The organism is Streptomyces geranii, from assembly GCF_002954775.1.
In the GTDB taxonomy this organism is placed as follows: Bacteria; Actinomycetota; Actinomycetes; order Streptomycetales; family Streptomycetaceae; genus Streptomyces; species Streptomyces geranii.
The window spans coordinates 59,599-72,838 of sequence record NZ_PJME01000020.1; the positions used below are offsets into that span (position 1 = coordinate 59,599).

General features: G+C 71.4%; 13 protein-coding genes. 7 read left to right on the top strand and 6 right to left on the bottom strand.

Annotation, left to right across the window (positions count from 1 at the left end; genetic code table 11):
* Window positions 1-66: 66 nt before the first annotated feature.
* Together CW359_RS25210 and CW359_RS25215 are read right to left on the bottom strand one after the other, a co-directional pair.
* A complete protein-coding gene (locus tag CW359_RS25210) occupies window positions 67-759 on the bottom strand; it encodes a ribonuclease H family protein (protein WP_105972398.1) in 693 nt (230 codons plus the stop codon).
* A 66-nt stretch (window positions 760-825) separates the two neighbouring features.
* Window positions 826-1,626 carry a VOC family protein gene (locus CW359_RS25215; protein ID WP_105972399.1) on the bottom strand — a complete coding sequence of 267 codons (801 nt, stop codon included), beginning with the start codon at window positions 1,624-1,626 and terminating at the stop codon, window positions 826-828.
* A 261-nt stretch (window positions 1,627-1,887) separates the two neighbouring features.
* Here CW359_RS25215 and CW359_RS25220 point away from each other — a divergent pair, with 261 nt between their 5' ends.
* From CW359_RS25220 to CW359_RS25235, 4 genes are all read left to right on the top strand, one after another.
* Complete coding sequence (locus CW359_RS25220; RefSeq protein WP_105972400.1) at window positions 1,888-2,280, top strand: DUF6153 family protein; 393 nt, start codon at window positions 1,888-1,890, stop codon at window positions 2,278-2,280.
* Window positions 2,281-2,335: 55 nt separating this feature from the next.
* Window positions 2,336-2,971: a DUF3105 domain-containing protein gene (locus CW359_RS25225; protein ID WP_105972401.1), complete on the top strand. Its 636-nt coding sequence runs from the start codon at window positions 2,336-2,338 to the stop codon at window positions 2,969-2,971.
* Window positions 2,972-3,086: 115 nt separating this feature from the next.
* Window positions 3,087-3,971 (top strand): aminoglycoside phosphotransferase family protein, encoded by an 885-nt coding sequence (locus CW359_RS25230; RefSeq protein ID WP_105972481.1) that lies wholly within the window; start codon window positions 3,087-3,089, stop codon window positions 3,969-3,971.
* Between the two features lie 125 nt (window positions 3,972-4,096).
* Window positions 4,097-5,866 (top strand): ABC transporter ATP-binding protein, encoded by a 1,770-nt coding sequence (locus CW359_RS25235; protein ID WP_105972402.1) that lies wholly within the window; start codon window positions 4,097-4,099, stop codon window positions 5,864-5,866.
* Window positions 5,867-5,919: 53 nt separating this feature from the next.
* Here CW359_RS25235 and CW359_RS25240 read toward each other — a convergent pair whose 3' ends face one another.
* The 3 genes from CW359_RS25240 to CW359_RS25250 form a co-directional block, all read right to left on the bottom strand.
* Window positions 5,920-6,399: a VOC family protein gene (locus CW359_RS25240; RefSeq protein ID WP_105972403.1), complete on the bottom strand. Its 480-nt coding sequence runs from the start codon at window positions 6,397-6,399 to the stop codon at window positions 5,920-5,922.
* Between the two features lie 107 nt (window positions 6,400-6,506).
* Complete coding sequence (locus CW359_RS25245) at window positions 6,507-7,118, bottom strand: DinB family protein (RefSeq protein WP_105972404.1); 612 nt, start codon at window positions 7,116-7,118, stop codon at window positions 6,507-6,509.
* Between the two features lie 56 nt (window positions 7,119-7,174).
* Window positions 7,175-7,564: a VOC family protein gene (locus CW359_RS25250; protein ID WP_105972405.1), complete on the bottom strand. Its 390-nt coding sequence runs from the start codon at window positions 7,562-7,564 to the stop codon at window positions 7,175-7,177.
* A gap of 88 nt (window positions 7,565-7,652) precedes the next feature.
* On the opposite strand from CW359_RS25250, the gene CW359_RS47625 reads away from it, so the two are divergent.
* On the top strand, window positions 7,653-7,862 hold the full coding sequence (locus CW359_RS47625; RefSeq protein WP_408647515.1) for a hypothetical protein: 210 nt from the start codon (window positions 7,653-7,655) through the stop codon (window positions 7,860-7,862).
* A 21-nt stretch (window positions 7,863-7,883) separates the two neighbouring features.
* Here the strand turns inward: CW359_RS47625 and CW359_RS25260 are convergent, their stop codons facing one another.
* Entirely contained in the window at window positions 7,884-10,376 is a 2,493-nt protein-coding gene (locus tag CW359_RS25260) for an ATP-binding SpoIIE family protein phosphatase (RefSeq protein ID WP_408647517.1), read from the bottom strand.
* Between the two features lie 277 nt (window positions 10,377-10,653).
* Between CW359_RS25260 and CW359_RS25265 the strand changes: the two genes are divergently transcribed.
* Complete coding sequence (locus CW359_RS25265) at window positions 10,654-12,240, top strand: ABC transporter substrate-binding protein (RefSeq protein ID WP_105972406.1); 1,587 nt, start codon at window positions 10,654-10,656, stop codon at window positions 12,238-12,240.
* Window positions 12,241-12,260: 20 nt separating this feature from the next.
* A complete protein-coding gene (locus CW359_RS25270; RefSeq protein ID WP_105972483.1) occupies window positions 12,261-13,229 on the top strand; it encodes an ABC transporter permease in 969 nt (322 codons plus the stop codon).
* Window positions 13,230-13,240: the final 11 nt, after the last annotated feature.

A 13,240-nucleotide genomic window follows, 5' to 3' on the forward strand; every position in this document is an offset into this window, starting at 1 on the left:
GCGCGGGGAACTGCGCGACCAGCCCCCACCGGCCCGCAGAGAACGAACCGCCGATCCAGCCGAGGCTCAGGCGCCAGCCGTAGCGCACTCCGGGTGGCCCCAGCCCTGCGCGTTCTTGGCGATCGTCTCGCCTGCCGCGTAGGCGCGTCCGCAGACGCAGCGGCCGGGGAACTTGGCCTTCAGGGTGCGGTTGCTGGAGGAGCCGGTGGCGCTGCGCGGGCGGGACGCCTTCTTGGGGGTCGCGCGCGGGGTGTCGGGGGACGCCGGGGGTTCCGGGGAGCCCAGGTCGCTGCCCGCCGACTGCTGCACGATCGCGGCCTGGCTGGCGGCCCGGTCGGCGAAGTCGTTGAGCTTGTCGCCGTCGACCTGGTGGGCGGGGACGTAGCGGAACTCGACCGAGCGGCCGTCGAGGAGTTCGTCGATCCGGACGACGAGTTCCTGGTTGGCGACGGGCTTGCCCGCGGCGGTCTTCCAGCCCTTGCGCTTCCAGCCGGGGAGCCAGGTGGTGACGGCCTTCATCGCGTACTGGGAGTCCATCCGGATCTCCAGCGGGACGTCCGGCGCGACGGCCGTCAACAGGCGTTCCAGCGCGGTGAGTTCGGCGACGTTGTTGGTGGCTCTGCCGAGCGGCCCGGCCTCCCAGCGAGTGGGGCTCTCCGAGCCGTCGGCAACCACCCAGGCCCAGCCCGCAGGTCCCGGATTTCCCTTCGAGGCCCCGTCGCAGGCGGCCACCACTCGTTCACGCATGCGCTCGATCATGCCATGCGTGAACCGGGCCTCCGGCCGCCCCCGTTCGCTGCCGCTCGGTGCCGTTCAGCGCTTCCCTCAGTCGACATCCGTCGAGGTGGGCATCTCGCCGGCCGTCGTCGTGACGTCGATGACGGAGAAATTGGCGCCCTGCGGATCGCTCAGCGCGGCGAACCGGCCGAAGGGGCTGTCCATCGGCCCGAAGCGCAGCACACCGCCGAGCTTGGTGGCCGTGGCGACGGCGTCGTCGCAGTTGCCGACGCTGAAGTAGACGTTGATGTACGGCGGCATCTCGGGCGGGAAGTCGTCCGTCATCCTCATCCGGCCGAGGACGGTGTTCTCGCCCAGGTCGTACATCCGGAAGTCCATGGCGTCGTCCTGCAACTGCTTCGCCGAGTAGCCGAAGACGGCGGGGAAGAAGGTGTCCGACTTCTCGACCTCGCGCGTGAAGACCTCGGCCCAGCAGTAGGCGCCGGCCTGTTCCGGTCCCGCTTCGAAGCCTTCGTGGGTACCGCCCTGCCAGACCCCGAAGACGACACCGCCGGGGTCGCGGGCCAGGCACATGGTGCCGAACTCGCCCACCTGCATGGGCTCCATCAGCAGTTCGCCGCCGTTCTCCCGGATCCTGGCGGCGGTGGCGGCGGCGTCCGGCGAGGCGAGATACAGACACCACGCCGACTGCCCTTCCTGCCCGGGCATGGGCGGCACGACGGCGGCGACCGCCTTGCCGTCGGCGTACGCCTGCGTGTAGTTGCCGTACTCCGACGACGACTCACCGAACGTCCAGCCCAGCACCTCGCCGTAGAAGCTCTTGGCTCCCTCGACATCACTGAACATCGCGTCGGCCCAACAGGGGGTTCCCTCAGCTTGCACGGCCATGGTTCCGGCCTCTCCGGTCTAGTCGTTCGAGTCGGGTGGGTCCGATTTCTCACGCTAGCCAGGCTTGGCCCAGGATGCGCGTCGAGAGCCTGAGGCTGTTACAGAGGGCAAGGAGGACGCGCCCCAAAGGGGCGCGGGGCTGTATCGATTTGCGGCTCCGCCGCGGGGCGCGACCAGCCCCCACCGCCCCGCAGTCAAAAACACACCCGCAGTCTGATAATTTCATCGGCGCTCGCCTCCTCCCCTACCCCAGGTGTCCCAATGCCCGCTGCCCAGGTGCACCGCCCCACGCAGCGGCATGCCCACGGCGGCGGTGTCCGACAGCTGCTGGGCGTCCTGATCCTCGTCCTGGCAGCGTTCACCTTCTCCTGCGCCGGCTCCCTGTCCGCGCCGGACACCGGAGGGTCGACGTCGACGTCCGCCCACGCCGCGCACGTGACCGACCGAGACCCCTGCCAGGAGAGCCCCCACCACGGCTGCCACAGCCCGGGACACCACGGCGTCCTCAACCACGCCCCCTTCACCGGCGCGGACCGCGCAGCCACCCGGGACCAGCTGAGCGACACCCCCGCCCATCTCCCGCTGAGCCCGTCGCAGACCCCTCGCGGCGCGCGTCCCCCCGATCTCCACGAACTGCAGCTGCTCCGGGTCTAGACCGTGCCCGATCCATTCGGCCACGACCACGACCATCACCGGAGAAGGACATCCCATGGGTACATCCAATGCCAAGGCGAAGACCGCTGCCCGCCGCGCCCACATGGAAGAGCTGCGCAAGGCCGAGCAGGCCCGTGAGCGCCGGATGCGGCTGCTCACGCTCGGCGCCACCGCCGTCATACTCGTCGGCGTGGCCGGCGGCGGCTGGTTCCTCATCGACTCCGCCCAGGAGAAGGAGGAGGCGAAGGCCGCGCCGATCTCGGGCGTGAAGAGCTGGTCCAAGCTCACCCAGAACCACGTCGACACGGCCGTCACCTACAAGATGAGCCCGCCCGTCGGCGGCGACCACAACCAGGTGTGGGTCAACTGCGACCGGCAGGTCTACACGAAGGCCGTGCCCAACGAGAACGCGGTGCACGCCCTCGAACACGGCGCCGTCTGGATCACGTACAACGACAAGGCGGCCAAGGCGGACGTCGAGACGCTGTCCGAGCGCGTGACCAACACGTCGTACACCTTCATGAGCCCGTACGAGGACCAGTCGTCGCCGATCGTGCTGAGTGCCTGGGAGCACCAGCTCAAGGTGGACAAGGCGTCCGACCCGAGGGTCACCAAGTTCCTCGACAAGTACGTCCAGGGCGAGCAGACGCCCGAGCCCGGTGCCGCGTGCACCAACGGCATGACGCCGTGAACTGAGCGCCCGGCGCGGGGTGTTCGCACCGGACGACCCCGCGCCGACGCCCGGCGGGCCGCCGTACCGCCAAATTCGGTGGACTGCGGGCCCGTCGGCCGCTGGGATGGTCGGCATGTGTGCCCTGAAGATGCATGCCGACGAGGTGGACATCGACGCCCCGCTGGTCCAGCGCCTGATCGCCCGGCAGTTTCCCGAGTGGGCCGAACTGCCCCTGGAGCGGCTGGAGTCGGCCGGTACCGAGAACGCCATGTTCCGGCTCGGCGGTGAGCTGGTGGTCCGGCTGCCGAGGCATCCCGGCGCGGTGGACGCCATCGAGCACGAGCAGCGCTGGCTGTCCCTGCTGGGGCTGCGGCTGCCGATCGCCGTACCGGAGCCGCTCGGGCGGGGTCGCGCCGGGGAGGGGTTTCCCTGGGCCTGGTCCGTGTACGGGTGGCTGGACGGGCGCAATCCGGACGTCGACGCCCTGGACTCCCCCGAGACGCTCGCCAAGGAACTCGCCGACTTCGTCCGCGCCCTGCGTCGCGTCGACGCCGGGGACGGTCCTGCCCACTACCGGGCGAAGCCCCTCTCGGCACGGGACGCGTCCACGCGCGCGGCTCTCGCCCAGCTGACGGACGAGGTGGACACGGAGGCGGTGACGGGCCTGTGGGAGCGGGCCGTGCGCGTGCCCGAGCACCCGGGACCGCCGCTCTGGGCGCACGCCGACCTGTCACCGGGGAACGTCCTGGTCAGCGAGGGGCGGCTCAGTGCCGTGATCGACTTCGGGTGCACGGGGGTGGGCGATCCGGCCGTCGATCTGATCGTGGCCTGGAATCTGCTGCCCGCCGGTGTCCGTGACACCTTCCGCGAGGCGGTCGGCGCGGACGACGCCGAGTGGGCTCGCGGGCGCGGCTGGGCGCTGTCGGTCTCGCTGATCCAGCTGCCGTACTACCGGGACACGAATCCGGTGCTCGCGGCGAACTCCCGGCATGTGATCAGGGAGATCCTGGCCGAGTGAAGGAGATCCTCCCGGGTTGGTGTAGGTCGCCACGCAGCGGGCAGAAAGCGCTTGCCCCAAGCCTGCTCACCAGCTCCCCACCGCCCGATCGCGCTCTGTCCGGTTCTCAAGGAGGACCCCCGTCCATGGCCTCGTCCGAGCAGCCACTCGACCACCGCTACCGGGGCGAGCACCCGATACGCACCCTCGCCTACCTCTTCCGCGCCGACCGGTGGCGACTCGGCGTCGCCCTGGTCGTCTTCACCGTCAAGCACAGCCCGATCTGGCTGCTTCCGCTGATCACCGCGAACATCGTCGACACCGTCGTCGAGCACCGCCCGCTCGGCGGGCTCTGGCTCAGCGCCGGGGTCATCATGCTGATCCTGGTCATCAATCCACCGCTGCATCTGCTGTACGTGCGGCTGCTGTACGGCAGCGTGCGCCGGATGGGGACCGATCTGCGGTCCGCGCTGTGCACGCGGATGCAGCAGCTGTCGATCGGCTACCACTCCCGGGTCAGCGCGGGCGTGCTCCAGGCCAAGGTCGTACGGGATGTGGAGACCGTCGAGCAGATGATGCAGCAGAGTTCCGACTCGGGGCTCGGCGCGCTCACGGTGCTCATGGGCGGGCTGGTCGTCATCGGCATCCGTACGCCCGAGTTCCTCCCCGTGTTCCTGCTGGTGGTGCCGGTCGCGGCACTGCTGATCGTCCGGCTGCGGACGCGGCTGCGCGCGCAGAACGAGAGTTTCCGCCACGAGGTCGAGCAACTGTCGTCCCGGGTGAGCGAGATGACCCGGCTGATCTCCGTCACGCGGGCGCACGGCCTGGAGGGCAAGGCGCTGGGCCGGATGGACCGCACCCTGCGCCAGGTGCTCACCTCCGGGCTGCGGCTCGATCTGCTCAACGGGCGGTTCGCGTCGCTGGCCTGGGTGTTCCTGAACGCGGTCGGCGTGCTGTTCCTGACGGGCGCGGCGCTGGTCTCGTACTACGGCGTCTGGGGTGTCACCCCGGGTGATGTGGTGATGCTGAGCGCGTTCCTGACCACCCTCACCAACTCGACGACCACGCTCGCGGGGCTCGCGCCGGTCATCACCAAGGGGCTGGAGTCGGTGCGGTCGGTCGGCGAGGTGCTGGAGGCGCCCGAGCTGGAGGACAACGCGGGGAAGGTCGCCGTGACCGGGCTGCGGGGCGAGGTGACCTTCGAGGGGGTCGGGTTCGCGTACGACGAGGGCGGGCGGTCAGCCGTACGGGACTTCGGGCTCACCGCGTCGCCCGGTGAGACGATCGCGCTGGTCGGTGCCTCGGGGGCCGGGAAGTCGACCGTGCTGAATCTCGTGATCGGGTTCATCCGGCCGACCTCGGGGCGGCTGCTGCTCGACGGGGTCGACATGAACACCCTGGACCTGCGGACGTATCGGCGGTTCGTGTCGGTGGTGCCGCAGGAGTCGATCCTGTTCGACGGGACGGTCCGGGAGAACGTGGCGTACGGCATGGACGACGCCGACGACGCGGCGGTGCGGGACGCGTTGCGGGACGCCAACGCGCTGGAGTTCGTCGACCGGCTGCCGCACGGCGTGGACACCCTGGTCGGCGAGCACGGCGCCCGGCTGTCCGGGGGGCAGCGGCAGCGGCTCGCGATCGCGAGGGCGCTGATCCGCGACCCGCGCGTGCTGATCCTCGACGAGGCGACCTCGGCGCTGGACACCCGGTCGGAGGCGCTGGTGCAGGAGGCGCTGGGACGGCTGATGCACGGGCGTACGACGTTCGTCGTCGCGCACCGGCTGTCGACGGTCCGGGGCGCCGACCGGATCGTCGTCATGGAGGACGGTGGCGTGCGGGAGATCGGCTCGCACGAGGAGTTGCTGCGGCGCGGCGGTGCGTACTCGGCGCTGCACAGCAGCGGTCAGCCGGCCTGAGCCACCGCCGGGGGGGGGCGGCTCGGGCCGACGCCGACCGGCCGGGGTCGCCCCTACTCCCCCGCGAACGCCTTCTTGAGGGCCGCGATGTCCAGCTTGCCCATCGCGTACATGGCCTTGGTGACGCGAACGGCCTTCTCCTGGTCCGGGTCGGCGATCATCTCGATCAGGCCGTCCGGGACGACCTGCCAGGACACGCCGTACTTGTCCTTGAGCCAGCCGCAGGGGCCGGGCTCGCCGCCCTCGGTGAGCTTGGCCCAGTAGTGGTCGACCTCGGCCTGGTCGGCGCAGTAGATCTGGAAGGAGATCGCCTCGGTGAACTTGAACATCGGGCCGCCGTTGAGGGCGACGAACTTCTGGCCGTTGGCCACGAAGTCGACGGCCATGACGCCGCCGGCGGGGGCGGGACCGGCCTCGTTGTAGTAGCCGATCTTGCCGAGGGACGAGTTCTTGAAGAGGGAGACGTAGAAGTGCGCGGCTTCCTCGGCCTTGCCGTCGAACCAGAGACACGTGGTGAATCCGTCGGTGGTCACGGGGTTACCTCCTGGAGCGGGAACGCTGTCACCTCTGTCGACCGATCCTCGCGCGGAAACTCATCGGTGGCGCGGCGGATTCCCCGGCGGTTTCCCCGGGAAGCCGCTCACTGGCCCACTCGGCCGTCGATCCGCTCGCGCAGGAGGTCGGCGTGGCCGCAGTGGCGCGCGTACTCGTTGACGTGCGCCGCGAGGACGTCCCGGACCTGGAGCTGTCCGCCGGCCTCGGCACCGAAGTCGGAGAAGCCCGCGTTCGTGGCGCCGAGGTCGGCGACGCTCGCGATGAAACGGTCGGTGCGTTCCGTCTCAAGGCGCCACTGCCGCCAGGCGTCCTCGACGACCGCCGGATCGGCGACCGCGCCGTTCCAGTCGCCGTCGCGGTCGTCATCGGTGCGGTACAGCTTGGGCGCGTCCTCGCCTGCCATGACCCGGCGGAAGTGCCGCTCGTCCTCGGTGAGATGCCGGATCAGCCCGAGCAGGGACATCGTGGACGGGGGTACGGAGCGCCTGGCCATCTGTTCTGCGTCCAGGCCCGCGCACTTCATCTCCACGGTGAGGCGGAAGTGGCGCAGGCCCTCAAGGAGCACACCGCGTTCGTCGACGATCTCGGTGTCGGTCTCGCGCGGATCGTCGTCCGGGTCGACCCACATGTCGTCGTAGACGGTCGCGACCGTCCACCGAGTCGTCGTCGTTCCGGTGTCGTGCTCGCGGGAGTCCATGGGGGCATCGTGACGCCCGTCACCGGGCTCCGCCACCCAATTATCCGGCTGCCCGGCTATCCGGCCTGGTGAACGATCTGGATCAGGTTGCCGCAGGTGTCGTCCAGCACCGCGACGGTCACCGGGCCCATCTCCAGCGGCTCCTGGGTGAAGCGCACCCCGAGCGCGCTCAGCCGCGCGAACTCCGCGTGTACGTCGTCCACGGCGAAGGCGGTGGCGGGGATGCCGTCCTTGACCAGGGCCTCCTTGTACGGCTTCACGGCGGGATGGCCGGAGGGTTCGAGGAGCAGTTCGGTCCCGTCGGGATCCTCGGGCGAGACGACGGTCAGCCAGCGGTCGGCGCCCAGCGGAACCTCGGTCTTCTTCACGAAGCCCAGCACCTCCGTGTAGAAGCGCAGCGCCGTGTCCTGGTCGTCGACGAAGACGCTGGTCAGGTGGATCCTCATGGTGCCCTCTCTCAGCTCTGTTCGTGGGGTGCGCGGTTCATGGGGGTGCTCGGGGCCCCTCCCGCATCATCACGCAACCAACGGTCGGATGCCGCCGGGATCCCGGCGCCACCGCCTCGCCGAGGCCCGTGAGGTGCTGTGTCACGGGGCTGTCGCGTGCGAACTCGGGGCCCGGCACCTGGCCGGGTCGCTGGGCCGGATCGGCCGCCGGGCCCGGTTCGCGGGCGACACCGGTTTCGCGCCGGCCGACGTGCCGCGGGCCCTGTTGCCGGGCGAGCAGGGCAGTCGGCGCGGCTGAGGGCCGCGGGGCGCCGCCCGTCTACAGGGCGTCTCCGTCCCACGCGGCGGTGGGGTCGGCGGGCGGTTCCGGGTCGCCGTTGATCGGCTGCTCGGCCCAGATGGTCTTGCCGCTGTGGTGGTAGCGGCTGCCCCACCGCCGGGTGAGCTGGGCGACGAGGAAGAGCCCCCGCCCGCCTTCGTCGGCCGCCTGGGCCCGGCGCAGGCGCGGCTGGGTGTTGCTGGAGTCCCGGACCTCGCACACCAGGGTGGCGTCGTCGTGGAAGAGCCGCAGCCGGACGGTGCCGCCCGCGTACCGCATCGCGTTGGTGACCAGTTCGCTGACGGTCAGTTCCGTGGTGAACGTGAGGTCGTCGAGCCCCCATTCGGCGAGCCTGCGCGCGACGGCGCCGCGCGCCTCGGCGACCGCCGCCGGGTCGTCGGGGAACTGCCAGTCGGCGATGTCGGCCGCCGGGAGCAGCCGGGGCCGGGCCAGCAGGAGCGTCATGTCGTCGCGGGGCGGCGGCTCGGCGGCGCCCGCCATGACGGCCCGGCCGATCTCCTCCAGCGTCCCGTCGCCCCGGCAGAGCGTGGCGAGGGTGTCGAGGAGTTCGCGGGTGCCCCGGTCGGTGTCGCGGGAGCGCCGGTGCACGAGGCCGTCGGTGTAGAGCGCGAGGGTGCTGCCGGGTTCCAGGGCGACGGTGGTGACCTCGAAGGGCATGCCGCCGACCCCCAGCGGTGGCCCCGGGGACACCTCGATGGGGCGGGCGGTGCCGTCGGGCCCGATGACTGCGGGTCCCGGATGCCCGGCGCTGGCGATGGCGCAGCTGCCGGTCAGCGGATCGTAGACCGCGTACAGACAGGTGGCGCCGATGGTGTCCTTGTCCTCGGGGTCGGCCTCGTCGGCGAGCTGCTGGACGAGGTCGTCGAGGTGGATGAGGAGTTCGCCGGGTTCCAGTTCGAGGTCGGCCAGCGTACGGATCGCGGTCCGCAGGCGTCCCATGGTCGCGGCGGCGTGCAGCCCGTGCCCGAAGACGTCACCGACGACGAAGGCCACGCGCAGCGAGGGCAGCGGGATGGCGTCGAACCAGTCGCCGCTGATGTCCGCCCCGCCCCCGGCGGGCACGTAGCAGCCCGCCGACTCGGCCGCCGCGGTGCTGGTGGTGGCCCTCGGCAGCAGGCGTTGCTGGAGCGCGACCGCCGCCCGGTGCTCACGGGTGTAGCGGCGGGCGTTGTCCACGCTGAGGGCGGCCCGCGAGGAGATGTCGAACACCAGGTCGGCGTCCTCCTGCTCGAACGCCTCCGGCTGCCCGGTCCGCCAGACGGCCACGAAACCCAGCAGCAGCCCGCGCGCGTACAGCGGGGAGACCACGGCGGAATGGCCCCGCGCCGGCATCACCGCCCGGATGAGTTCCGGGTCGCCGAGAAGGTCGAGCATCTCCTGCCGGGTCGTGTTGAAGACGGTGTCGCCCTGGATGGCGGCCCGCCGCACCTGCGGGACGTCGGGGAAGCGCGGGATCACGCCGCCGACGGGGACGAGTTCGGCGGGCCAGGGCCCGTCGGCCGAGGCGACGGCCACCCGGCGCAGCCGCAGCCAGTCGCCGGGCCGGATCACCTTCGGCGGCTCCTCACCCTCCAGGACGGCCTCGGCGATCTCCACGGACGCCATGTCCCCCAGGGCCGGGACCAGGACGTCGGCGATGTCCTGGGCCGTACGGGTCACGTCCAGGGAGGATCCGATGCGCGCCGACGCCTCGTGGCCGACCTCGGTGCGCCGCCGGGCCCGGCGCTGCCGGGTGCTGTCGGCGAAGAACGCCGCGATCCCGGTCGGCCGGTCGTGCCCGTCCGCCAGCCGGAAGGCCGACACGGACACCGAGCGCTCCAGCCCGGAGCCGTCCGGTGCGCGCATCCGCTGTTCCCGCGCGAGCAGCGGCAGCCCCGTGTCGAGCACCCGGTGCAGTTGCTCCCCGACGTCCTTCGCGTCGGCCACGGACATGACGTCCTCAAGGCGGTGCCCCGGCCGCAGCAGCGGCCAGCCGTGCACCTCGTCGACGATGTTCGTACGCACGATCCGCAGCTCGGTGTCACAGAGGACGACCCCGAGCAGGGACTGCGCCAGCAGGGCGGTGAGCAGCGACGACCCCTGTTCCTGGGCGCCGTCCGCGCGGCTCGGCACCAGCACCAGGACGCGCTGGGAGGAGCCGTCCAGGGGCACCTCGTCGACGGTGGCCTCGACGGTCCGGCCGGAGGCGTGCCGGAACGCGACCCGGCCCGAAAACACGGCCGGGGAGCCGTCCCGGGGGTGCGTGCCGCTCCCCCGCACGGGCTCGGCCAGCAGCTTTGCGACCGGCTGCCCGCAGACCTGGTCGGCGGACCGCCCGAGCAGCTCCGCCGCCGCGCGCGACCACCCCCGTACGGTCCCGGCGCTGTCGAGCAGGACGACAGCGACATCGTCGGCCGACGATGTCGCGGAGTCGTGCTCGCCCAGGGCTGCCATGCGCACCTCACCGGCGGCGGTCTCCTGCGCCGCGCTCACCCTCATTATGGTGCGCGGCCCCACAGCACGCCCGGCGCCCGGAGCCGGTGACGGCGGGGGTGCGGGGTGGCGTCCGCGAACGGACGGTGTCAGGCAAATGACGGCACCCCGCACCCGGTCCGGGTCGGCCCCGCGAAGGGCCCGCCCACCACTCTCGACCAACGATCACCCTTTTCGCAAGTACTTCGTTATTGCGATCCTCATGCAATAAGGTCCGGCAGGGAGCCACCCGCCGGCCCCGAACCGATGTACGACCTGCGACAAGGGTGTGGGACTCATGACGACCCGTCACATACGGCGTGCCGCCATCACGGTGGCCGCGCTGACCGGACTCTCCGCCTGCTCGGCCCCCGGCGGCGGCGCGGACGAGGGCAAGGCCGCCGACTCGGTGGTGATCGGCGTGGCCTCCGAACCGGACACCCTCAGCCCGCTCCTCGGCTACGGCAAGGACGGCAACTCCAAGATCTTCGACGGACTGCTCGCCCACGACGCCGACCTGGAGCTGAAGCCCGCGCTGGCGAAGGCGCTCCCCGAGGTGGGCGACGACGGCCGCACGTACACGTACACCCTGCGCGATGGGGTCGAGTTCAGCGACGGCGAGCCGCTGACCTCGGCCGATGTGGTCTTCACCTACCGGACGATCCTCGACGCGAAGACCAACAACACCGCGCGGAGTGAGCTGGACGCGGTCAAGGAGGTCGAGGCCGACGGTGACGACAAGGTCGTCTTCACCCTCAAGTACCCGTACGCGCCCTTCGCCGCCCGTACGGTGCTGCCGATCGTCCCCGAGCACATGGCCGGGAAGGAGGACCCCAACACGGGCTCCTTCAACACGAAGCCGGTTGGCACCGGCCCGTACGTCCTCGCGGGCTGGACCAGGGGCGAGAAGCTCGCCTTCAGGGCCAACCCGAACTACTGGGGCGGCGCTCCGAGGGTGAAGACGTTCACGATGGCGGTCATCGCCGACGACAACGTCCGCGCGACCCGGCTGCGCTCCGGCGACCTCGACGGCGCGATCCTTCCGCCCAATCTGGCCGCCACCTTCAAGGGCGAGGCCGGCAGCCTGACGTACGACGCGAAGTCCTACGACTTCCGCACCGTCACCCTGCCCACGGAGAACAAGGTGACCGCCGACCGGGCGGTCCGGCAGGCGCTGGACGCCGCCGTGGACCGGGAGGCGATGGTCGACAAGGTCCTCGACGGCGCGGGCAGGCCGGCGTACGGGCCGCTGCCCGTCGACGACCCCTGGTTCGCCACGGACATCAAGCGGTCCCAGGACCTCGCCAAGGCGAAGCGGGTCCTCGACGAGGCGGGCTGGAAGACCGGCGAGGGCGGCATCCGGGCCAAGGGCGGGCTGCGGGCCGCGTTCACCCTGCTCTACCCCTCCGGCGACAAGGTCCGCCAGGACCACGCCCTCGCCTACGCCTCCGACGCCAAGAAGGCGGGCATCGACGTGACGGTGGAGAGCGCCACCTGGGAGGTCATCGAGCCCCGCATGGGCAAGGACGCTGTCCTCGCCGGGTTCGGCAGCACCGGCGACCCCGACTTCGGCCTCTACACCCTGCTGCACTCCTCCCTCGCGGGCGACGGCTTCAACAACATGGGCCGCTACGCCAACCCGGCCGTCGACAAGGCCCTGGACACCGGCCGCCGCAGCCAGGACCCGGCCGTGCGCGAGGCCGCGTACGACACACTGCAGCGCGAGCTGGTGAAGGACCCCGGGTACACCTTCCTCACCCACATCGACCACCTGTACGTCCTCGCGGACCGCTGGGACGGCCTGACCACCCAGCTCGAACCGCACGAGCACGGCTTCGCGAGCGGTCCCTGGTGGAACATCGAGGACTGGCAGCCGAAGAAGTGACCCGTCCGCCTTGGGAAGGGATCGCGCGACTGGCGGGGCGGCGGGCCCTGTTCGCCGTGCCCGTCGTCCTCGTCGTCACCTTCGGTGTCTTCGCGATCGCCGCCGCCTCGCCGTTCGACCCCGTGCGGGCGTACGCCGGAACGGCCGCACTCGGCGCCGACCAGGAGACCCTGGACCGGCTGCGGGAGAACCTCGGGGTGGACCGGCCGTTCGCCGTGCGCTGGTGGGAGTGGCTGACGTCCGCGCTGGGCGGCGACCTCGGCCACTCCAGCGTCATGCGGCAGCCGGTCGCGCAGGTGATCGGCGAACGGCTCGTGTGGTCGTCGCTGTTGTGCGCCGTCGCGTTCGCCGTGGCCGTTCTCGTCGGTACGTCGCTGGGGGTGCTCGCGGCCCGGCGCCCCGGCTCGTGGCTGGACCGGACGGTCACCTCGCTCGCGTACTCGCTGGAGGCGGCGCCCGTCTTCTGGGTCGCCCTGCTGGCCGTCTGGTTCTTCGCGCTCCAACTGGACGCCCTCCCGGCGGGCGGCCTGACCGACACCGCCAGCCGGGAGGTCACCGCAGGGCAGGTCGCACGGCATCTCGTCCTACCGGCCGGAGTGCTGGCCGTCTCCCAACTCCCCTGGTTCACGCTGTACGTCCGGCAGGGCGTCGGCGACGCGCTCGCGGAGGACCCGGTGCGCGGGGCCCGCGCACGCGGCCTGAGCGAACGCACCGTACTGCTCGGCCACGCCCTGCGCTCCGGACTGCTGCCGGTCCTCACCCTGATCGGCTCCCGCGTCCCCGAACTCATCACCGGCGCCCTGCTGGTGGAGACCGTCTTCAGCTGGCCGGGGATCGCGGCGGCCACCGTAGAGGCGGCCACCGCCGTCGACTTCCCGCTGCTCGCCGCACTGACCACCCTGGCGACGGCCGCCGTACTCACCGGCAATCTCCTCGCCGACCTGCTCTACGGACTCTTCGACCCGAGGGTGAGCCTCAGTGACATGTGACTCCAGGACGC

Bases quoted from the DNA above. Each gene is read 5' to 3' on its own strand.
- CW359_RS47625 (WP_408647515.1), top strand. From the start codon at position 7,653: ATGCCGCCGGGATCCCGGCGCCACCGCCTCGCCGAGGCCCGTGAGGTG.
- CW359_RS25250 (WP_105972405.1), bottom strand. From the start codon at position 7,564: ATGAGGATCCACCTGACCAGCGTCTTCGTCGACGACCAGGACACGGCG.
- CW359_RS25235 (WP_105972402.1), top strand. From the start codon at position 4,097: ATGGCCTCGTCCGAGCAGCCACTCGACCACCGCTACCGGGGCGAGCAC.
- CW359_RS25225 (WP_105972401.1), top strand. From the start codon at position 2,336: ATGGGTACATCCAATGCCAAGGCGAAGACCGCTGCCCGCCGCGCCCAC.
- CW359_RS25215 (WP_105972399.1), bottom strand. From the start codon at position 1,626: ATGGCCGTGCAAGCTGAGGGAACCCCCTGTTGGGCCGACGCGATGTTC.
- CW359_RS25245 (WP_105972404.1), bottom strand. From the start codon at position 7,118: ATGGACTCCCGCGAGCACGACACCGGAACGACGACGACTCGGTGGACG.
- CW359_RS25265 (WP_105972406.1), top strand. From the start codon at position 10,654: ATGACGACCCGTCACATACGGCGTGCCGCCATCACGGTGGCCGCGCTG.
- CW359_RS25230 (WP_105972481.1), top strand. From the start codon at position 3,087: ATGTGTGCCCTGAAGATGCATGCCGACGAGGTGGACATCGACGCCCCG.
- CW359_RS25220 (WP_105972400.1), top strand. From the start codon at position 1,888: ATGCCCGCTGCCCAGGTGCACCGCCCCACGCAGCGGCATGCCCACGGC.
- CW359_RS25210 (WP_105972398.1), bottom strand. From the start codon at position 759: ATGATCGAGCGCATGCGTGAACGAGTGGTGGCCGCCTGCGACGGGGCC.